The following is a 20,388-nucleotide window of genomic DNA, read 5'->3' as shown; positions in this document are numbered from 1 at the left end:
ATCCATGATCACGCTCCGCCAGCTCCGCTATCTCGCCGCGCTCGCCAAACACGGCCATTTCGGCCGCGCGGCCGACGCCTGCAACGTCACCCAGCCTGCGCTGTCGATGCAGATACGCGATCTCGAACGGACGCTGGGCGTCAAGGTGGTGGAGCGCCGGCCCGGCGAGGTGATGCTGACCGATGTCGGGCGCGAAGTCGCGCGGCGCGGCGAGGACGTGCTGGCGGCCTCGCGCGACCTGGTGGACTTTGCGCGGCATCGCGGCGGACTCCTGACCGGGCGGCTGACGCTCGGCGTGATCCCGTCGCTGGCGCCGTATCTGCTGCCGCGGATCCTGCCGGTACTACAGAAACAGTTTCCGGAATTGCGGCTGGAGCTCCGCGAGACGCAAACCAGGCAACTCGTCGACGACATCAAATCGGGCGCACTCGATGCCGCGATGCTGGCACTGCCGCTTGGCGAGCCTGAAATCGACACGGCCAAGCTGTTCGACGATCTGTTCCTGCTCGCCGTGCCGGCAGACGATCCCCGGCCCGCCGACAAACGCATCAAGGCGATGGAGATCGACCAGAGCCGCCTGATCCTGCTGGAAGACGGCCACTGCCTGCGCGATCAGGCGCTAGCGTTCTGCGCCACCGCAGCGCGCGGCCATCAGTCCGGCGGCAACGGCATGGCCTTCGCTGCGTCCAGCCTCTCCACGGTGATGCAGATGGTCGCCAGCGGCTATGGCGTGACGTTGATCCCGCAAATCGCCGCCGATGTCGAACAACGCGACCAGCGCGTCAAATTCCTGCGGTTGGAGAATCCGCAGCCCGGCCGCACCATCGGCCTCGCCTTTCGCCGGACGTCGCCGCGCAAGGCGGACTTCGCCGCATTGGGCGATGTGGTGAAGGACAGCGTTATCGGCTGATCGAGATGGGCCGCAAAAGAAAACGCACCGGCGCGGCTGCGCCGGTGCGTTTCCGGATGAGTGAAGCGATCGCGCCTAGCTCTTCTGCTTGGCGATCACCTTGTCCTTGATACCGTCATAGGTCTTCTCGGGCACGATCTTCTTCTGCACGAGTTCGTCCTTGCCCTTATACGGACGGCCTTTGACGATCGCCGCCGAATAGGCCTTGCCGATACCGGGCAGAGCCTCGAGCGCCTCGACGGTCGCCGAGTTGAGATCAAGCAGTTCAGCCTTCGGTGCCGGGGCCATCTTCGATTCGCTGGCAGGCGCCATCTTGGATGTGGCAGCGGGGGCCATCTTGCCGGCGGGAGCAGCGGGCTGCGGCGACTGCGCCATCGACGGCGCGGATGCGAGCAGACCCAGAGTGAGAGCGGCAGCGGTCAAAGTAGCAAATTTGAAATGGCGCATCGTGGTGTCCCTCCAAGGACGGTTAAGTAACGCCATCAAGCTAGCTGCGGATTCATGGCGACGCCATGGCGCGAAAATGAACCGCAGATAAAAGCTGAAATTTATTTAGCGCGCACTTCGGGAGCGATCGGTTTCAAGTGTTCGAGTGGGAGCGGCGCGCCCGCCTTGAGCGTTTGAATCGCGATGTTGCTCCGCACCTCGCGCACGATGGGCAGGTTGAGAAGCTTGCCGACAAGGAAGCGTTGATAGTCAGCTAGTTCAGGCACGACCACTTCGAGAAAGTAATCGGACTCGCCGGACACGAGATGGCATGCGACCACCTCGGGCATCTCCACGACGGCTTTCTCGAAAGCGATCGCACGCTTGTTGGCATGCCCATCGATCTTCACACCGACGAAGGCCGTAAACCCCAACCCTACGCGCTCACGCCTCAACGCCGCACGGTAACCATCGATATATCCCGCTCGCTCCAGGTTCTTGACCCGTCGCAAGCAGGGCGACGGCGACAAGCCGACCCGATCGGCCAGTTCGATGTTGCTCAGGCGGCCGTCGGCCTGCAGCTCCGTGATAATTCGGCGATCAATATCATCCAACTGGATTTCTGGCATGATCCACCAATCAGAGGTCCGTAAAGGATCATTCATTGCGCAAGCGCGTTCGATATTAGCCAAGTTCGCAAGGACATGCGCAGCGGTCAAGTGTCATCGTCGGACTCACTCTCCCAACGAAAGAGCATCCCGATGCCCGACCGACTGACAACGCAATCACTGCTCGATGCCGTCGAACGTTACTTCGACCTGATGTTCGATAACGACGTCTCGTGTTTCGATCACGTATTTGCCGGAAGTGCACAACTGCACGGACTGCGCGACGACAGCCTGCGTCTGCTGCCGGCCGCGGATTACAAGGCAATGCTGGCCTCCACACCATCGCCGAAGAGCAAGGGCGCACCGCGCGAACAGGAGGTGTTGCTCATGGATTTCGCCGCGCCTACCCAGGCGCTGGTCAAGGTTGTCGTCCGGATCGATACGGTCTGGTATTGCGACTACCTGTCCTATCATCGCATCGGCGATGCCTGGCTGGTGACCGCGAAGTCGTTTCATGTTGCCCGGCGACTCGAGGCGACGGATCAATAGACGTCAGGAGCCCGCCTGCAGCGCCTTTTCGATCTCGACCTTCAGCACGCGCTCGTAGTTCTCCTGCGTGATGCCGCCGACCATCTTGTAGGCGATGCGGCCGTCGCGGCCGACGATGAAGGTTTCGGGCACGCCATAGACGCCCCATTCGATCGCAGCGCGGCCGTTGCCATCGACGCCAACGATGCCGAACGGATTGCCGTAACGGCCGAGAAAGCGGCGCGCGTTGTCCGGCGCGTCCTTGTAGTTGATGCCGACCAGTTGCAGTCGTTTGTCCTTGCCGAGCTCTGTCAGCAGCGGCGCCTCCTCGTGGCACGGCACGCACCACGACGCCCAGACATTGACGAGACTGACCTTGCCCATAAACACTGCGGGATCGAGCCCCGGGATCGGCGCGCCGTTATCGGTGAGGCCTTGCAGCGCAGGCAACGCCGTCTGCGGCGCGGCACGGCCGATCAATGCGGAAGGTAGTTTCGCAGGGTCGGCGCCGAGCCGAAACCAGAACAGCGCCGCCAGCGCGGCAAAGATCAGCAGAGGCAGTGCCAGCATCCAGCGGCGCTTCGGAGTGGCTTGTGTGGTCATGTGAGATCCGTCGCGCCACGCCCCGAACGCCGCGCCACGCCGGAGGATTCCAACTCATGCAGCCGTGCGCGGACGCGGCGGTGATCGATGGCGATCCAGACGATGAGGATCAGCACCACCGCTGCAACCAGCGCGTAGGATGTGACGATGAAAGACGCGTAGGGACCAAGTGCCATCACGGGAGTGCCACCGGCTTCGCGGCCTGCACCATCTGCAGCGCGCGCAAACGACGCCGCAGGATCTCGTTACGCATGGCCGCGAGATGCAGCGTGATGAACAGCAGCGAGAACGCCACGGCCATCACCAGCAGCGGAATCAGAAACGACTTGTCGAGCGACGAGCCACCCATCTTCATCACCGACGCCGGCTGGTGCAGCGTATTCCACCAATCGACCGAGAACTTGATGATCGGAATATTGATGGCACCGACCAGCGTCAGCACCGCAGCGGCGCGCGCCGCCCGCGATGGGTCCTCAACGGCACGCCACAGCGCGATCAGGCCGAGATACATCAGAAACAGAATGAGCACCGAAGTCAGTCGGGCGTCCCATTCCCAATAGGTGCCCCACATCGGCCGGCCCCAGAGCGATCCCGTGACCAGCGCGAGAAAGGTGAAGGCCGCGCCGATCGGCGCCGCCGCCTTGGCTGCGACATCGGCGAGCGGATGCCGCCACACCAGCGTGCCCAGCGATGCCACGCTCATGACGCCCCAGACGAACATCGATAGCCAGGCGTTCGGCACATGGATGAACATGATCTTGACGGTGGCACCCTGCTGATAGTCATCCGGGGCCATGGCCGACTGATACAGGCCGATGGCGAGCAGAACGCCCGTCACTATCGCCAGCCACGGCAGGATGCGTGTGGCAAGCGACAGGAACCGGGTCGGATTGGCGAGTTCGGTCAGCGTCATGGCATTTCCAATAGTCGCGGCTCTGTCCGCGATCAATGCAAGTTATTCTCGTTCAACACAGCTCGCGACGAGTTGACCCAGGTCAATCTAGCGTCTCGGCCTGTCGTGATTATTCCAACCGCCTCAATCCAGTCCATGCCGCAGGCTCGCCGCCGCCGCGAACGGCCCGATCACGAGGCTCGCCAGCGACAGCGCGCAGAGAATGGAGAACGGGGTCGAGAATGTCAGCTCCCCCTGCTCGAGGATGGCGGCATTCGACGCCGCAACGCCGAAAATCAGTACCGGGATCGACAACGGAAGCACCAGGACCGCCAGCAACAGCCCTCCGCGCTGCAGGGTCACCGCCAGGGCGGCGCCAATCATGCCGGTGAAGGTCAGCGCCGGCGTGCCCGCCAACAGCGTCAGGGCGACCGCCAGCGTCGCCGGTCCGTCGAGATTGAGCAGCAGCCCCAGCACTGGCGTCGCGACGATCAGCGGCACGCCCGCGGCCAGCCAATGCGCAAGCGCCTTGGCGGCGCAGGCCAGTTCCAGCGGCGTCCGGCTCATCAGGATGAGATCGAGGGAGCCATCGTCATGATCGGCGGTGAACAACCGGTCGAGGGTCAGCAGGCTCGCCAGCAGTGCCCCAAGCCACAGGATCGCGGGCCCCAGCCGCGCCAGCAGCGCAAGATCGGGCCCCAGCGCGAAAGGCATCAGCACAACGACGGTGAGAAAGAACAGCACGCCGATCAGCGCCCCGCCGCCGACCCGGACAGCGATGCGGACGTCGCGTCGAATCAACGCGCCGAGGGCACTCACGCGTCGCCCCCGATCCGCAGTTCCCTTGCGGGAATGCCGAGCGGACCGTGGGTCGCGGCGACGATCAGGCCGCCGGCGGCGAGGTGCTCCGTCATCAGCCCCGCAAACACCCGCTGGCTGCCCAGATCCAGCGCCGCTGTCGGTTCGTCCAACAGCCAGATCGGCCGCCGGACGGTCAGGAGCCGCGCGATCGACAGTCGGCGGCGCTGGCCGGCGGACAGGAAGCCCGCGGGCAACTGCGCCGCATGGGAGAGCCCCACTGCTGCAATGCACGCGGCTGGATCCGCCGGCGTGTCACCGAGGAAGTCGGCCCAGAAGGTCAAGTTTTCCGTCACCGTCAGAGCCGGCTTCATGGCGTCGCGGTGGCCCAGGTAATGGGCCTGTTCGGCGACCGTCATCTCGCCGTCACCACCCTCGAGGGTGATGCTGCCCTCGGCCGGCACCAGCAGGTCGGCGATCAGCCGCAGCAATGAGGTTTTGCCTGCCCCGTTTGGGCCGACGACCGCCACGGCCTCACCCGCCGCGGCATCGAAATCGAGCCCGGCGAAGACTTCGCGGCCCCCCCGCAGGCATCTCAAATTGCGCCCCGAGAGCCGCATCTTAACCCTTCCATGACTATCTGATTGGTTCAGAAGTCGTCGCGGCGTTGTTGCACTATTTCGCAGGGCTGCAAACGATTGTCGGTGTGGCAGCGTCTCTAGAAAGATTCTATAAACCGGAAAGATGATGCAGCACACAATCGCGGGTGCAAGCAAACCGGCCTTCTGTGTTGACCGTGCCTGGATGCCCTCACCGGGTGTCAGTTAACTGGAATTGGGATCCCCTCACCATGACCTCGCTCGACAGCTTCAAGTGCCAGAAGATCCTCAAGGTCGGCACCAAGACTTATGTCTATTACAGCCTGCCGCTCGCCGAAAAAAACGGGCTGACGGGCATTTCGAAGCTGCCCTATTCGATGAAGGTCTTGCTGGAAAACCTGCTGCGCAACGAGGACGGCCGCAGCGTCAAGAAGGAAGACATCGTTGCTTTCTCGAAATGGCTGAAGAAGCGCAAGCTTGAGCACGAAATCTCGTTCCGCCCTGCGCGCGTGCTGATGCAGGACTTCACCGGCGTCCCCGCGGTGGTCGATCTTGCCGCCATGCGTAATGCGATGCAGGCGCTGAAGGGCGATCCCAAGAAGATCAACCCGCTGGTCCCGGTCGATCTGGTCATCGACCACTCGGTGATCGTGAATTTCTTCGGTGACAACAAGGCGTTCGGCAAGAACGTCGCCGAAGAGTACAAGCAGAACAAGGAGCGTTACGAGTTCCTGAAGTGGGGCCAGAGCGCGTTCTCGAATTTCTCCGTCGTGCCGCCCGGCACCGGCATCTGCCACCAGGTCAATCTCGAATATCTCGCCCAGACCGTCTGGACGAAGAAGCAGAAGATGACGGTCGGCAAGAAGACCGGCACCTTCGAGGTCGCCTATCCGGACACGCTGGTCGGCACCGACTCGCACACCACCATGGTCAACGGCCTCGCCGTGCTCGGCTGGGGCGTCGGCGGCATCGAGGCGGAAGCCGCGATGCTCGGCCAGCCGCAGTCGATGCTGCTGCCCGACGTGGTCGGCTTCAAGCTGTCGGGCGCACTCAAGGAAGGCGTCACCGCCACCGATCTCGTGCTCACCGTGACCCAGATGCTGCGCAAGCAGGGTGTGGTCGGCAAGTTCGTGGAATTCTACGGCCCCGGCCTCGATTATCTGTCGGTCGCCGACAAGGCCACCATCGGCAACATGGCGCCGGAATACGGCGCCACTTGCGGCTTTTTCCCGGTCGACTCCGAGACTATCGACTTCCTCAAGACCACCGGCCGCAAGGCACCGCGCGTGGCACTCGTCGCCGCCTATGCCAAGGCGCAGGGCCTATATCGCACCGCCAAGTCACCCGATCCGGTGTTCACCGAAACCCTGAAGCTGGATCTCGGCGATGTCGTGCCATCGATGGCGGGTCCGAAGCGTCCGGAAGGGCGCGTCGCACTGCCGGCGATCGCGGAAGGCTTCTCTGCCGCGATGACCACCGAGTACAAAAAGCCCGACAATCACGACCAGCGCTTCCCGGTCGAAGGCAAGAACTTCGATCTCGGCCATGGCGATGTGGTGATCGCCGCCATCACCTCCTGCACAAATACCTCGAACCCCTCGGTGCTGATCGCCGCCGGCCTCTTGGCCCGCAACGCCGTCGCCAAGGGCCTGAAAGCAAAACCGTGGGTGAAGACCTCGCTGGCGCCGGGCTCACAGGTCGTCGCAGAATATCTCGCCAATTCCGGCCTGCAGCTCGATCTCGACAAGGTCGGCTTCAATCTGGTCGGCTTCGGCTGCACCACCTGCATCGGCAATTCCGGCCCGCTGCCGCCCGAGATTTCCAAGTCGATCAACGACAACGGCATCATCGGCGCCGCGGTACTGTCGGGTAACCGCAACTTCGAAGGCCGCGTCTCCCCAGACGTGCAGGCGAACTACCTCGCCTCGCCGCCGCTGGTCGTCGTCCACGCGCTCGCGGGCACCGTCACCAAGAATCTCGCGGTCGAGCCGATCGGCGAAGGCAAGGATGGCAAGCCAGTGTTCCTGAAGGACATCTGGCCAACCAGCAAGGAAGTGAACGCCTTCATCAAGAAGTACGTGACGTCGACGATCTTCAAGAAGAAGTATGCCGACGTGTTCAAGGGCGACACCAACTGGCGCAAGATCAAGACGGTCGAAAGCGAGACCTACAAGTGGAACATGGGCTCGACCTATGTGCAGAACCCGCCCTACTTCGAAGGCATGAAGCAGCAGCCCGAGCCGATCATCGACGTGGTCGATGCGCGCATTCTGGCCATGTTCGGCGACAAGATCACCACCGACCACATTTCACCGGCCGGTTCGATCAAGCTGACCTCGCCCGCTGGCAAGTATCTGTCGGAGCACCAGGTGCGCCCGGCCGACTTCAACCAGTACGGCACCCGACGCGGCAACCACGAAGTCATGATGCGCGGCACCTTCGCCAATATCCGCATCAAGAACTTCATGATGCAGGGCGCTGACGGCAACGTGCCGGAAGGCGGCATGACCAAGCACTGGCCCGACGGCGAAGCGATGTCGATCTACGACGCCGCGATGAAGTATCAGGCTGAGCAGGTGCCGCTGGTGATCTTCGCAGGCGCCGAATACGGCAACGGTTCGTCGCGCGATTGGGCCGCCAAGGGCACCCGCCTCCTCGGCGTTCGCGCCGTGATCACCGAGAGCTTCGAGCGTATTCACCGCTCCAATCTCGTCGGCATGGGCATCCTGCCGCTGACCTTCGAGAACGGTTCGTCGTGGAAGAAGCTCGGCCTCAAGGGCGACGAGAAGGTCACGATCCGCGGCCTGACCGGCGACATCAAGCCGCGCCAGCAGATGGTGGCGGAAATCGTGTCGGCCGATGGCTCACTCCACAAGGAGACGCTGCTCTGCCGCATCGATACCCTGGACGAGCTCGAATATTACCGCAACGGCGGCATCCTGCATTACGTGCTGCGTCAGCTTGCGGCCTGACGCCCATACGTGGTGTGACGTAGTGCCTCACTGCGAAGTGAGTGGCTAGTGAACGGAAGGCGGCCTATGAAAAGGTCGCCTTCTGGCGTTTGAGGGCATGAATGTGTTAGCGACACCAATGTGCGACACCGTCTGTTATGTGTCCCACCTCGAGCGTAGCAAAACCTCATGAAATCCTTTGGCGGCATATCGCAGTGGACCGGCGCGCTTAGCGTGTGCGCCGCCATTGCAGCAAGTGGCAGCGCGCTGGCCCAGCCCCGGGCCGTGGTGGAGCTCTTCACCTCGCAGGGTTGCTCGTCCTGCCCGCCTGCAGACAAGATCATCGGCGACCTCGCCAAAGACCCGTCCGTGATCGCATTAAGCATGCCGATCGACTACTGGGATTACCTTGGCTGGAAGGATACGCTTGCCGACTCGCGTTTCAGTGCGCGTCAGAAAGCCTACTCACAGATGCGCGGCGATCGCGACGTCTACACACCGCAAGTCGTCGTCAATGGCGCCACTCAGGTAATCGGCAGCGATGCCGATCGTATCCAGGGCGCGATCAGCGAAACCAAGAAAGGCACCGTGATGACGGTGCCGGTGTCGATGTCGATTTCCGGCAAACACGTCAACGTGTCCGTTGCCGCATCGAGCAATGCACCCGATACCGCGCATGGCGAAGTCTGGATTTGCTCGGTGTCGAAGTCCGTGCCGATCACGGTCGGTCGCGGCGAGAATCGCGGCAAGCAACTGACCTATTACAACGTCGTTCGGAACTGGCTGAAGGTCGGCGACTGGACCGGCAACGCCGCCAACTGGACGCTGCCGCTGGAGAACATTTCCAGGGATGGCGTCGATGCCGCTGTCGTCTATGTCCAGGACGGCACGCGCGACAGGCCCGGCGCGATGCGCGGCGCGGCGTATACGTCACTGCAGTAGTTTTTAATCTCAGCTCGTCATCAATAATCTCTTCATTCCCCCGACGCTCCAACCGGAGTGTCTGAGGACGAACGCAGCAAGAGCAGCGGGCGAACCTATTGGTTTGCCGAGAATGACGAGAAGCAGTCCCACCAAAAAGAAAAGGACCAACTTGCGTTGGCCCAGTGGGGATTAACTTCCTGCGCAGGGTCCGATCCCAACGACCGCGGGGGGCTGGGGGCTGAGGAATCCGAGACCGGAAGAACCGGACCCGACGCAGTATCTTCTTGTCGCAATCCAGAAGGGCGCCCAATGGGCCAAAATTTGGCGGCAATAAGATTCACCTGACGTTCCCGTGACGGGAAATTTCTACCATCGGGCCTGCGGATCGGCCCTTGCAGAGGACCGCGGTCGGCGCGATCATGTCGGTGATATGACAGGAGGCGCTGCATGAATGTGATTCCGGGAGATACTGAGCCCACCGAGAATCGCGCGGCGACGGGCCAAGCCGCCGCCGCGCCCGTCGTCAGCTTCAATCGCCTTGAACTCAGCCGCATCCTCAACCTGTACGGCCGTATGGTGTCCGACGGCGAGTGGCGCGACTACGCCATCGACTTTCTACGCGACCGCGCGGTGTTCTCGGTGTTCCGTCGCTCGTCGGAAGTACCGCTCTATCGCATTGAGAAAGATCCGCGACTGGCGCGCAAGCAGGGCATGTATAGCGTGATTTCGGCGAGCGGCATGATTCTGCGCCGCGGCCAGGAACTCGACCGCGTGCTCCTGGTGATCGATCGTAAACTGGCGGTAGTGTAATCGATTCGCTGAGCGTCAGGGCAGCGTACGGGCGCCGTCGCCAAGTGCGAGCTGCATCGAGACGGTATCAAGCCAGCGATCAAACTTGAAACCGACATCGGGATGCACTCCGATCATCTGGAAACCGGCATTGCGATGAACCGCGATGGAGCCGGTATTGGCGCTGTCACCGATCACGGCGACCATCTGGCGATAGCCGCGGCTCTCGCATTCAGCAATCAGCCGCGCCAGAAGTTTGCCGCCAACGCCCCGCCGCTGGGCTTTCGGATCGAGATAAATCGAATTCTCGACGGTAAAGCGATAGGCCGGTCGCGGGCGATGCGCGCTGGCATAGGCATAGCCGACAACCCGGCCTTCCAGCACAGCCACGAGATAAGGATAGCCCCCGCTCACCAGCGCCTCGAAACGCCGCGTCATCTCGGCCAAATCTGGCGGGATCAGTTCGAACGTAGCCGTGCCGAACTGCACCGCCTCGTCATAGATCGCGGTGATCGCGGGCAGATCCGCCGCGACTCCGGGTCTGATTTCAATATCGGACATGGCGCAGAGATTATTTTTGCCCGACCCAAAAGAAAAGCCCCGGCCTTTCGGCCGGGGCTAAAATCTTCTCGATGTCCTGAAGGCTTATTCGCGCTGTCCGAGCAGCTGCAGCAGCAGCGTGAACAGGTTGATGAAGTTCAGGTAGAGCGACAGGGCACCGGTGATCGCCGCACGCTCGGCAATGTCGCCGCCCTGCGAGGCGTAACCGTAGATGTAGTCGTTCTTCAGGCGCTGAGTGTCGTAGGCGGTGAGGCCCGCGAAGATCAGCACGCCGACGACCGACACGATGAACTGCAGCATCGACGAGGCAACGAAGATGTTCACAACGCTCGCGATGATGATGCCGAACAGGCCCATCAGTAGGAACGAACCCATACCCGTCATGTCACGCTTAGTGGTGTAGCCATAGAGGCTCAGCGCACCGAACGAGGCCGCGGTGATGAAGAACACCCGCACGATCGAGGTGTGCGTATACACCAGGAAGATCGATGACAGCGAGATGCCCATCAAAGCCGCGAAGGCCCAGAACAGCAGCTGCGCGGTGGCCGGCTTCAGCCGGTTGATACCGAACGAGATAGCGAACACCATCACCAGCGGCGCGAGGATGAACACCCACTTCAGGGGGCTCACGAACATCGCGTAGCCGAACGGCGTCAGGTAGGAGCTACCGATCCGGGCAGCAGCGCCCGACGGGTCGGTAGTGACAGCCGCCATGTACACGCCGAGAGCAGCCAGGCCGGTTATGGCCAGACCGATCGTCATGTAGTTGTAGATGCGCAACATGTAGGAGCGCAGTCCGGCGTCTACGGCAGCGGCATCGCGCGCGCCGGCCCGGCCGAAGGGGGAAGCATAGTTACGGTCTAGATCCGACATGGTCGAAACCTCGATGTTGTCCGGCTGATCGCAAAGGGTTCGCGTCGCCGGTTCGAATTGTATCCCAGATATCTGCACTTCCTGACACTTAATTCGATTTCATAAAAAATCGATGTCATCTGCGCTCGATGTCTGACCCATAGGGTATGTGGTAAACTAACACATTCGCTGCAAGCTTCCACGCGTGGCGGAATGTCGCTCCGATTTGCATTCAGGCAACCTGGTAAACTTTCAGCCTGACACAAGCTTGGCGATTTCTCCGTCATTTTGCACGAATCAGCCCGCTCAAAGGCTGCTTCGTGTCAAAACGGATCACAAATTCCGTAACACGGAGGCTGGCTTCTGGTTCAAGGCTACCAACGTACCCACCAGGCCCAGGCCCACTGTGACAATTAGCGCCGCCAGCACCACGCCTGCCGCGCTGCCGGCCTGCCAGACGAAGCTCAGCGTCATCAGACGCGTGACGATCAGCCACGCCGCCACCGAGCCGGCGATGACCCCAAACACCGCCGTAGCCAGGCCGATCATCAGATATTCGAGTGCATAGGCACCCAGAAGCCGCGCACGCGTGGCGCCGAGGGTCTTAAGGATGACGGCGTCATAGACGCGATGGCGGTGACCGGCAGCCAGCGCACCGCCGAGCACGAGGATGGCCGAGAGCAGCGTCACCGCGCTGGTACCGCGGATCGCCAGCACGAGGTTGGTGACCACACTTCCGACGGTGTCGAGCGCTTCCCGGACCCGGACGGTGGTGATCATCGGGAACGCGTCGGCCACGGCCTTGACCAGACCGGCATCCTTGGATGGATCGGACTTCGGTTCGGTCAGCGTGGCGATATGGGTATGCGGCGCACCGCGGAAGGTATTGGGCGAGAACACCAGGACGAAATTGATGCCGAGGCTCTGCCAGTCGACAGACCGCATGTTGCCGATCCTGGCGGTGATATCGCGGCCCAGCACATTGACGGTGACCTCGTCGCCGAGCTTGAGCCCAAGCCCGTCGGCCAGCTTCTTCTCGAACGACACCAGCGGCGGACCACTATAGTCGGGCGCCCACCATTCGCCCTCGACCAGCTTGGAGCCGCGCGGAACCTCGTTGGTGTAACTGAGGCCGCGGTCGCTCTGCAGCACCCATTCGGCATCGGACGACGGCTTGAGATCTTCCGCCTTGACGCCGCGCGCAGCGACGATCCGGCCACGCAACATCGGCACATCCTCGACGGTCGACTCCGGCTGCCTCTCCTTGAGAAACGCGCTGAAACGGTCGGCATCGGTTGAGGGAATGTCTATGAAATAGAACGACGGCGCTTTCTCAGGCAATGCCGCCATGAACTGCCGGCGCAGATTGCCGTCGATCTGGGTGACGGTCACCAGCACCGTCAAGCCCAGCCCGAGCGACATCACCACCGACGGCGTCAGCGCGCCCGGCCGGTGGATATTAGCGATGGCGAGCCGCAGCATGGTCATACTCGGACGCGGCAATTTGCGCGTAAAAGCCATCAATGCGCCGGCAATGCCGCGCAGCAAGGCGAATACGACCATCGATGACACCACGAAGACGGAAGCGACACGCTTGTCGTAAGCAAGCCCGACCACGACCGCGATCAGCAGCCCGACCACGAGTGCCATCCAGAGCATATAGCGCAGCTTCGGCCGGTGCGATTCCGTCAGCGCCGCGTCACGAAACAGCGCCGCGACCGGTACGTCATGCACACGTGCCAAGGGCCACAGGCCGAAGGTTAGCGCCGTCAGCAGCCCGTACAACAGCGACAACGCCAGCTCGCCAAGATGAAGCGCCGGCACCACCGGCAGCGGCAGCAGCTTGCCGAACAGGCCAACAATGACGAACGGCAGGGACGCGCCGACCACCAGGCCGACCAGCGAACCGATCACCGCCAGCACCAGCACCTGGGTGAGATAGATCGCGAACACGTCGCGGCCGGTGGCACCAAGTGCTTTCAGCGCTGCGATGACGTCGCGGCGACGATCGATATGGCTTTTCACGGCATTGGCGACACCGACGCCGCCGACTAGCAGTGATGCGAGGCCGACCAGAGTGAGAAATTGCGTGAAGCGCGTAATGGTGCGCTCGAGTTGCGGCGACGCATTATCGCGCGAACGGATTTCCCAGCCTGCCTGCGGCAGTTGGACCCGCGCATCGTCGGCCAGCGCCTTGGCTGCACGGTCGCCGGAGACGGCGTCCGGCAGGCGAACACGGTAAATCCAACGCACCAGACTGCCCGGCTGCAGAAGCTGGGTGGCGCGCAGAGCGTCCTCACTGGTGAGGAAGCGCGGCGCGAAACCGACACCGCCGGCGAGCTTGTCGGGCTCCGCTGAAATTTCGCTGCGAATCTGGAACGTCGCATTACCGACCGTGAGGCGGTCACCGACCTTGAGGCCAAGCCGCGCCATCAAGGTCGCATCCGTCGCAGCACCGAAGGCGCCATCGCGTTCGGCGAACAGATCACTCATCGGCATGTCCGGCGCCAGGGTCGCCTTGCCAAGCAAGGGATAACTGCCATCGACCGCCTTGATCTCGACCAGCGCAAGATTGCCATCCGGTGCGCGCGCCATGCCACGCAGCGTTGCGGCAATCGACACCGCGCCGCGTGAGCGCAGAAAGGCGAGTTCTTCCGGTTTGGCCTCACGCTGCATCAGCGAGAATGCGACATCGCCGCCGAGAAGCGTGCGGCCTTCGCGCGCCACCCCCTCACCGAGACTTGCCGCAACTGAGCCAACGCCGGCGATGGCCATGACCCCCAGCGCGATGCAGGCGATGAAAACGTAGAAACCGCGCAGGCCGCTGCGCATTTCACGGAAAGCGTAACGCAGCGCCAGCGAGGGGCCGCGGCTATTGGGAACGGTCTCGGTGATGGTGGTCATCTGATCAGGCCGTCTCGACCCAATTGCGCTCGGTGGCGGGACCATCGATCCGGCCGGAACGCAACCGCACCACACGGTCGCAGCGATGCGCCAACGTGTTGTCGTGGGTGACCAGCACCAGCGTCATGCCGCGCTGGGCGTGCTGCGCGAACAGGAGATCGACGATCTGGCCGCCGGTGGATTCGTCGAGATTACCGGTCGGCTCGTCGGCGACCAGGATCGCAGGATCCGGTGCCAATGCGCGCGCCAGCGCGACGCGCTGCTGTTCACCGCCAGAAAGCTGGGTCGGATAGTGATGCAGACGGGCGCCGAGACCGACCGCTTCCAGCTCGCGCGCCGCACGGCCGGCCGGATCGGGATGACCTGCCAGCTCCAGCGGTACCGCGACATTCTCCAGCGCGGTCATGGTCGGGATCAGGTGAAAGGATTGGAAGACGATGCCGACATGACGGCCACGAAACCGCGCCAACCCGTCCTCATCTAGATCATTGAAAGAGGTGCCGTTGACCACCACCTGACCTGAGTCAGGACGTTCCAGCCCCGCCATCACCATCAGCAGCGTGGACTTGCCGGAGCCCGACGGGCCGATCAGCCCGATCGCTTCACCCGATCCGACGCGTAAGCTGATATCCTTGAGGATATGCACCCGCGCGGCACCGGTGCCGAGCGAGAGGTTGATGTTCGAGATTGAAATGGTGTCCGGCGAAACGCCGGCCGATGATGAGGCTTCAATGAAAGTATCCATGCGAGCTTCATATGGCACTTCGTTTGCGGCGGTCGAGGGGCTGCTACGCATGTTTATGTGGCTGGTCGTTGCCGGGCTGATGGTCGCACTTCCGATCCGCTCCGCCACGGCACAGACAGCCGCTACGGGCAAGCCGATCAAGCTGGTGGTGCTCGGCGATTCCTTGAGCGCCGGCTACGGGTTGCCGGCCGCGGCCGCCTTTCCGGTTCGGCTGCAAAAGGTCCTGAAGGACAAGGGGATAGAGGTCGAGATGATCAATGCCGGCGTATCCGGGGATACCACCTCAGGCGGCCTGGGCCGGCTTGACTGGTCGATCCCGGAGGGAACGCAGGGCGTGATCGTCGAACTCGGCGCCAACGATGCGTTGCGCGGCACCGATCCGAAAGTCCCGCGCGCTGCATTGACCGAGATTCTAACGCGGCTGAAAGCGCGCAACATATCTGTGCTTCTCTGCGGCATGGTAGCACCGCCGAACTACGGCGCCGACTATGCGGAAAAGTTCAATTTGATCTATCCGGATCTGGCCAGGCAGTTCGGCGTACCGCTCTATCCGTTCTTTCTCGAAGGCGTCGCCGGGGACAGCAAGCTCAACCAGGCCGACGCGATGCATCCGACAGCGGAGGGCGTGGACATCGTCGTGAAAAACATCCTGCCCAGCGTCGAGGCATTTGTCGGCGTGATCGCTGGGCAACGCAGTTGAGAAACAGGCAGCCTCAACCTTAATGACGGTTTTTCACGGAACCTTCATGCACCGAGCGCGGCATCTGCTTCGCAGAGTCACAGAAGTCGGGTAAAAAAAGACATCGGTGATTCGTCGCTCTCTTCGACATCACCGGCTCGTTTGTTCGGGCATGATTTTCGCCGAGGGGTGCAGGACACTTAGTGCCCCACCTTTCGGCGAAAATCGCGCCCCGGCAAAGAGGAGCTGACTATGCCGCGTTTGTTCGCCGGACTGGAAATACCAGCCGAGATAGGCCAGACATTGGCCAATTTGCGTGGCGGCCTGCCAGGCGCACGCTGGGTCGACCCCGAAAATTATCATGTCACGTTGCGCTTCATCGGCGACATCGATGGCGTCTCCGCCAACGAGATCGCCGATCTGATGTCGCGCGTCGAGCGCAGGCCTTTCGAGGTCGCGGTCCGCGGCCTGTCGAGCTTCGGCGGCAAGAAGCCCCGCGCTGTCGTCGCGGCGGTAGAGCCGAGCCGTCCATTGATCGAGCTGCAATCCGAACTGGAACGGCTGGTGCGCCGCTGCGGGCTCGAGCCCGAGGGCCGCAAGTTCACGCCGCATGTCACGCTGGCCCGGCTGCGCGATTCCTGCGACCGTGACGTCGCCGACTATCTTTCGGTGCGGGGCTACTTCCCGACAAAGATCTTCACCGCCTCGCGCTTCGTGCTGTTCTCCTCGCGGGCATCCACGGGCGGCGGCCCTTATCTGGTCGAGGATTCCTACGCGCTCTGCGCATGAGCGCATATCCGCTTCGACCAATTCGTATCTTGCATTTTCCGGGCGTATGGGGCCGTTAGGGCCCCATGTCGTCCAGCCCTCCGCAATCCTTCCGCGAACAATATCAAGCCCTCGTGGCCTCCGGCACTATCGAGGCTGACCCGGCGCAGGCCGGCGCCGTCGAGGCCATCGCGGCGCTCGATGCTGCGCTGTCGACCTATAAGCCACCGCGCAAGCAGGGCTTCTTCGGACGCCTGTTCGGCGACAAGGATATGCAACCGCCGCGCGGTCTCTACGTCCATGGCGAGGTCGGCCGCGGCAAGACCATGCTGATGGACCTGTTCTTCGAAGCCAGCGCGGTCACGCACAAGCGTCGCGCTCATTTCCATGAGTTCATGGCCGACACCCATGAGCGCATCTATAATTTTCGCCAGAAAATCGCGAGCGGCGAGCTCCCCGACGGCGACGTCATCGCGCTGACGGCGAATTCGATCTTCGAGGAAGCCTGGCTCCTCTGCTTCGACGAATTTCACGTCACCGACATCGCCGATGCGATGATCCTCGGCCGACTGTTCGCACGGCTGTTCGAACTCGGCACCGTCGTCTTCGCGACGTCCAATGTCGAACCCGTCAATCTCTACAAAGGCGGCCTCAACCGCGCGCTATTTTTGCCGTTCATCAAACAGATCGAAGATCATATGGAAGTGCGGAAGCTGGATTCGCGCACCGACTATCGATTGGAAAAACTGGCCGGCGTAAAAAGCTGGCTGGTGCCGGACGACGATGCAGCAAAGGCCGCTCTCGACAACGCTTGGGCAAAGCTCACGGGCGGCGCACCGGCAAAGTCGCGTGATATCTCGATCAAGGGCCGCACGCTGCGTGTTCCCCTGGAAGCGCAGGGCGTGGCCCGGTTTTCATTTGGCGACCTCTGCGAGAAGCCGCTTGGCGCGTCAGACTATCTGAAACTGGCGCACGACTATCACACGCTGTTCATCGAACATATTCCGATGATGGACTACGGCGACCGCAACGCCGCCAAACGCTTCATCGCTCTCATCGACACGCTCTATGACAATGCCGTGAAGCTGATGGCCTCGGCCGCCGGCGAACCGCACGCGCTGTATCAGGCCAGCGAAGGTTTCGAGGCAATGGAATTCGCGCGGACCGCGTCGCGGCTGTTCGAGATGGGTTCAGAAACATATCTGGCCCTGCCCCATGGCCGCAGCGATTCCACGGCGTCAGGCGCCACCACGGGCCTGGTCGAAACCTGACGCGCACGATCAGATCGATATCAAAGGGGAATCGGTACTTTCGCAAGCGATTCCAATTTCCAGTTCGCTCATAATAATTTGCATTGCAGGCCGGCGCTCGACAATTGGGCAGGCCCCGACTTGAACGGTGTCCGCGAAAGGGATAACCAGCCTGTCAGCATTTCCTGCTCCCTCCCCACCCCTTCGGGCTTAAAGGATAGATTTCCCATGGCGCGTAACAAAATCGCATTGATTGGTTCTGGTCAGATCGGCGGAACGCTCGCTCACCTCGTTGGCCTGAAAGAACTCGGCGACGTCGTGATGTTCGACATTGCGGAAGGCGTGCCGCAGGGCAAATCGCTCGATCTCGCGCAGTCCTCACCGGTTGACGGCTTCGACGCCAAGCTGACCGGCGCCAACTCCTATGAAGCGATCGAAGGTTCGGACGTCATCATCGTCACCGCCGGCGTGCCGCGCAAGCCGGGCATGAGCCGCGACGATTTGCTCTCGATCAACCTCAAGGTGATGGAGCAGGTTGGCGCAGGCATCAAGAAGTACGCCCCGAATGCCTTCGTCATCTGCATCACCAACCCGCTCGATGCGATGGTCTGGGCGCTGCAGAAGGCCTGCGGTCTTCCGGCGAACAAGGTCGTCGGCATGGCCGGCGTGCTGGACTCTGCACGCTTTCGCTACTTCCTGGCCGATGAATTCAATGTGTCGGTCGAAGACGTCACCGCGTTCGTGCTCGGCGGCCACGGCGACACCATGGTTCCGCTGGTCAAGTATTCGACCGTTGCCGGCATCCCGCTGCCGGACCTGGTGAAGATGGGCTGGACCTCGCAGGCCCGGATCGACGAAATCGTCGACCGCACCCGCAATGGCGGCGCCGAGATCGTCAACCTGCTGAAGACCGGTTCGGCCTTCTACGCTCCGGCCGCGTCGGCCATCGCGATGGCCGAGAGCTACCTCAAGGACAAGAAGCGCGTTCTGCCCTGCGCCGTTCACCTCAACGGTGAATACGGCGTCAAGGACATGTATGTCGGCGTTCCCGTCGTGATCGGTTCCAAGGGCGTCGAGCGCATCGTCGAGATCGAACTCGCCGGCAAGGATAAGGAAGGCTTCGACAAGTCGGTCGCTTCGGTGGTCGGCCTGATGGACGCCTGCAAGAAGATCGCGCCCGACTTGCTCGGCTAAGATCAAGATCACTTCACCGGCACCCTCTGGGTGCCGGTTTTGCATTTGACGACGTTGGCAAACACTGCAACGAACCCCTCAGCCAATTCGTCCGTCACGCGGAATTATCGTCGGCTTTGACTTGCAGCATGCTTGGTATACGGTATGCCAGTTTAAAGAAAATGACGTGAATTCCAAGTTCACCATCCGGGGTTCGGGAGCAACTTATGAATATCCATGAATATCAGGCGAAAGCCGTGCTGAAGGAATTCGGCGTGCCTGTTTCCAAGGGCGTGCCAATTCTCAAGGCCGAAGAAGCTGAAGCTGCCGCCAAGCAGCTCGGCGGTCCATTGTGGGTGGTGAAGAGCCAGATCCACGCCGGCGGCCGCGGCAAAGGCAAGTTCAAGGAAGCATCGGCCGGCGACAAGGGCGGCGTCCGCCTCGCCAAGTCGATCGACGAGACCAAGCAGTTCGTCAAGGAAATGCTCGGCGCGACCCTCGTGACCGAGCAGACCGGCCCGGCGGGCAAGCAGGTCAACCGTATCTATCTGGAAGACGGCTCGGACATCGAGAAGGAGTTCTATCTCTCCCTCCTCGTCGACCGTGAAACATCGCGCGTGGCTTTCGTGGTTTCCACCGAAGGTGGCATGAACATCGAGGAAGTCGCGCACAACACCCCGGACAAGATCGTGACCTTCTCGGTCGATCCGGCCACCGGCGTGATGGGCCATCATGGCCGCACCGTCGCTCAGGCGCTGGGCCTCAAGGGCGATCTCGCCAAGCAGGCCGAGAAGCTGATCACCCAGCTCTACACCGCGTTCATTGCCAAAGACATGGACATGCTGGAGATCAACCCTCTGATCATCTCCAAGCAGGGCGAGCTGAAGTGCCTCGACGCCAAGATGTCGTTCGACTCGAACGCGCTGTATCGTCATCCGGAGATCGTCGCGCTGCGCGACACCACGGAAGAAGACGCCAAGGAAATCGAAGCGTCGAAATATGACCTCGCTTACATCGCGCTCGACGGCACTATCGGCTGCATGGTCAACGGCGCCGGCCTCGCAATGGCCACGCTCGACATCATCAAGCTGTACGGCGAAAGCCCGGCCAACTTCCTCGACGTCGGTGGCGGTGCCACCGAGGAGAAGGTGACCGCAGCGTTCAAGATCATCACTTCCGATCCGAACGTGAAGGGCATCCTCGTCAACATCTTCGGCGGCATCATGAAGTGCGACATCATCGCTGCCGGCGTCGTCGCCGCGGTGAAGGCCGTCGGCCTCAAGGTGCCACTGGTTGTCCGCCTCGAAGGTACCAATGTCGAGGAAGGCAAGAAGATCATTCGTGAATCCGGCCTGAACGTGCTGCCCGCCGACGATCTCGACGACGCCGCGCAGAAGATCGTCAACGCCGTGAAGGGAAAGTAAGCCG

General features: G+C 62.1%; 21 protein-coding genes. 10 read left to right on the top strand and 11 right to left on the bottom strand.

The annotated features are described in order from the left end of the window. Positions 1-4: 4 nt before the first annotated feature. The gene (locus AB8A33_RS27555; RefSeq protein WP_439095665.1) at positions 5-910 is read left to right on the top strand and encodes a LysR substrate-binding domain-containing protein; all 906 of its coding nucleotides are present in this window, start codon (positions 5-7) and stop codon (positions 908-910) included. Between the two features lie 75 nt (positions 911-985). On the opposite strand, the gene AB8A33_RS27550 is transcribed toward AB8A33_RS27555, so the two are convergent. Together AB8A33_RS27550 and AB8A33_RS27545 are read right to left on the bottom strand one after the other, a co-directional pair. After that, entirely contained in the window at positions 986-1,357 is a 372-nt protein-coding gene (locus AB8A33_RS27550; RefSeq protein ID WP_315839838.1) for a ComEA family DNA-binding protein, read from the bottom strand. 101 nt (positions 1,358-1,458) lie between these two features. Beyond that, positions 1,459-1,965 (bottom strand): Lrp/AsnC family transcriptional regulator, encoded by a 507-nt coding sequence (locus tag AB8A33_RS27545; RefSeq protein WP_439096082.1) that lies wholly within the window; start codon positions 1,963-1,965, stop codon positions 1,459-1,461. Between the two features lie 132 nt (positions 1,966-2,097). On the opposite strand from AB8A33_RS27545, the gene AB8A33_RS27540 reads away from it, so the two are divergent. Next, the gene (locus tag AB8A33_RS27540; protein ID WP_439095664.1) at positions 2,098-2,493 is read left to right on the top strand and encodes a nuclear transport factor 2 family protein; all 396 of its coding nucleotides are present in this window, start codon (positions 2,098-2,100) and stop codon (positions 2,491-2,493) included. A 3-nt stretch (positions 2,494-2,496) separates the two neighbouring features. On the opposite strand, the gene AB8A33_RS27535 is transcribed toward AB8A33_RS27540, so the two are convergent. The 5 genes from AB8A33_RS27535 to ccmA all read right to left on the bottom strand — a co-directional run bounded on the left by AB8A33_RS27535 (position 2,497) and on the right by ccmA (position 5,385). Then, positions 2,497-3,075: a DsbE family thiol:disulfide interchange protein gene (locus AB8A33_RS27535; protein ID WP_439095663.1), complete on the bottom strand. Its 579-nt coding sequence runs from the start codon at positions 3,073-3,075 to the stop codon at positions 2,497-2,499. Beyond that, a complete protein-coding gene (gene ccmD, locus AB8A33_RS27530; RefSeq protein ID WP_068730071.1) occupies positions 3,072-3,251 on the bottom strand; it encodes a heme exporter protein CcmD in 180 nt (59 codons plus the stop codon). The genes AB8A33_RS27535 and ccmD overlap by 4 nt, the downstream gene beginning before the upstream one ends. Then, a complete protein-coding gene (locus tag AB8A33_RS27525) occupies positions 3,251-3,988 on the bottom strand; it encodes a heme ABC transporter permease (RefSeq protein ID WP_439095662.1) in 738 nt (245 codons plus the stop codon). Before AB8A33_RS27525 ends, ccmD begins: the two co-directional genes overlap by 1 nt. Before the next feature lie 123 nt (positions 3,989-4,111). Further along, complete coding sequence (gene ccmB / locus AB8A33_RS27520; RefSeq protein ID WP_439095661.1) at positions 4,112-4,786, bottom strand: heme exporter protein CcmB; 675 nt, start codon at positions 4,784-4,786, stop codon at positions 4,112-4,114. Continuing rightward, complete coding sequence (gene ccmA, locus AB8A33_RS27515) at positions 4,783-5,385, bottom strand: heme ABC exporter ATP-binding protein CcmA (protein ID WP_439095660.1); 603 nt, start codon at positions 5,383-5,385, stop codon at positions 4,783-4,785. The genes ccmB and ccmA overlap by 4 nt, the downstream gene beginning before the upstream one ends. A 230-nt stretch (positions 5,386-5,615) precedes the next feature. On the opposite strand from ccmA, the gene acnA reads away from it, so the two are divergent. From acnA to AB8A33_RS27500, 3 genes are all read left to right on the top strand, one after another. Next, on the top strand, positions 5,616-8,336 hold the full coding sequence (gene acnA / locus AB8A33_RS27510) for an aconitate hydratase AcnA (RefSeq protein ID WP_439095659.1): 2,721 nt from the start codon (positions 5,616-5,618) through the stop codon (positions 8,334-8,336). A gap of 168 nt (positions 8,337-8,504) precedes the next feature. Then, the gene (locus AB8A33_RS27505; RefSeq protein ID WP_439095658.1) at positions 8,505-9,257 is read left to right on the top strand and encodes a DUF1223 domain-containing protein; all 753 of its coding nucleotides are present in this window, start codon (positions 8,505-8,507) and stop codon (positions 9,255-9,257) included. A gap of 429 nt (positions 9,258-9,686) precedes the next feature. Continuing rightward, positions 9,687-10,049: a DUF2794 domain-containing protein gene (locus AB8A33_RS27500; protein ID WP_439095657.1), complete on the top strand. Its 363-nt coding sequence runs from the start codon at positions 9,687-9,689 to the stop codon at positions 10,047-10,049. Between the two features lie 15 nt (positions 10,050-10,064). Here the strand turns inward: AB8A33_RS27500 and AB8A33_RS27495 are convergent, their stop codons facing one another. From AB8A33_RS27495 to AB8A33_RS27480, 4 genes are all read right to left on the bottom strand, one after another. Then, on the bottom strand, positions 10,065-10,589 hold the full coding sequence (locus AB8A33_RS27495) for a GNAT family N-acetyltransferase (protein WP_439095656.1): 525 nt from the start codon (positions 10,587-10,589) through the stop codon (positions 10,065-10,067). Positions 10,590-10,673: 84 nt separating this feature from the next. Next, positions 10,674-11,462 (bottom strand): Bax inhibitor-1/YccA family protein, encoded by a 789-nt coding sequence (locus tag AB8A33_RS27490; protein WP_089263288.1) that lies wholly within the window; start codon positions 11,460-11,462, stop codon positions 10,674-10,676. Between the two features lie 312 nt (positions 11,463-11,774). After that, on the bottom strand, positions 11,775-14,345 hold the full coding sequence (locus AB8A33_RS27485; protein WP_439095655.1) for an ABC transporter permease: 2,571 nt from the start codon (positions 14,343-14,345) through the stop codon (positions 11,775-11,777). Positions 14,346-14,349: 4 nt separating this feature from the next. Next, complete coding sequence (locus AB8A33_RS27480) at positions 14,350-15,090, bottom strand: ABC transporter ATP-binding protein (protein WP_089263284.1); 741 nt, start codon at positions 15,088-15,090, stop codon at positions 14,350-14,352. 55 nt (positions 15,091-15,145) lie between these two features. Here AB8A33_RS27480 and AB8A33_RS27475 point away from each other — a divergent pair, with 55 nt between their 5' ends. The 5 genes from AB8A33_RS27475 (at position 15,146) to sucC (ending at position 20,384) form a co-directional block, all read left to right on the top strand. Beyond that, entirely contained in the window at positions 15,146-15,790 is a 645-nt protein-coding gene (locus tag AB8A33_RS27475) for an arylesterase (RefSeq protein WP_439096081.1), read from the top strand. A gap of 231 nt (positions 15,791-16,021) precedes the next feature. Further along, positions 16,022-16,558 carry an RNA 2',3'-cyclic phosphodiesterase gene (gene thpR, locus AB8A33_RS27470; protein WP_439095654.1) on the top strand — a complete coding sequence of 179 codons (537 nt, stop codon included), beginning with the start codon at positions 16,022-16,024 and terminating at the stop codon, positions 16,556-16,558. Positions 16,559-16,623: 65 nt separating this feature from the next. Next, positions 16,624-17,808: a cell division protein ZapE gene (zapE, locus tag AB8A33_RS27465; protein WP_439095653.1), complete on the top strand. Its 1,185-nt coding sequence runs from the start codon at positions 16,624-16,626 to the stop codon at positions 17,806-17,808. Positions 17,809-18,015: 207 nt separating this feature from the next. Continuing rightward, positions 18,016-18,981 (top strand): malate dehydrogenase, encoded by a 966-nt coding sequence (mdh, locus tag AB8A33_RS27460; protein WP_439095652.1) that lies wholly within the window; start codon positions 18,016-18,018, stop codon positions 18,979-18,981. A 206-nt stretch (positions 18,982-19,187) separates the two neighbouring features. Further along, positions 19,188-20,384, top strand: a complete 1,197-nt coding sequence (sucC, locus tag AB8A33_RS27455) for an ADP-forming succinate--CoA ligase subunit beta (protein WP_439095651.1) — start codon at positions 19,188-19,190, stop codon at positions 20,382-20,384. Positions 20,385-20,388: the final 4 nt, after the last annotated feature.

This window comes from Tardiphaga sp. 813_E8_N1_3 (genome assembly GCF_051811025.1).
Lineage (GTDB): Bacteria > Pseudomonadota > Alphaproteobacteria > Rhizobiales > Xanthobacteraceae > Tardiphaga.
Note: the sequence above shows the minus strand (reverse complement) of the source record. Positions and strands in the feature narration are given on the sequence as shown.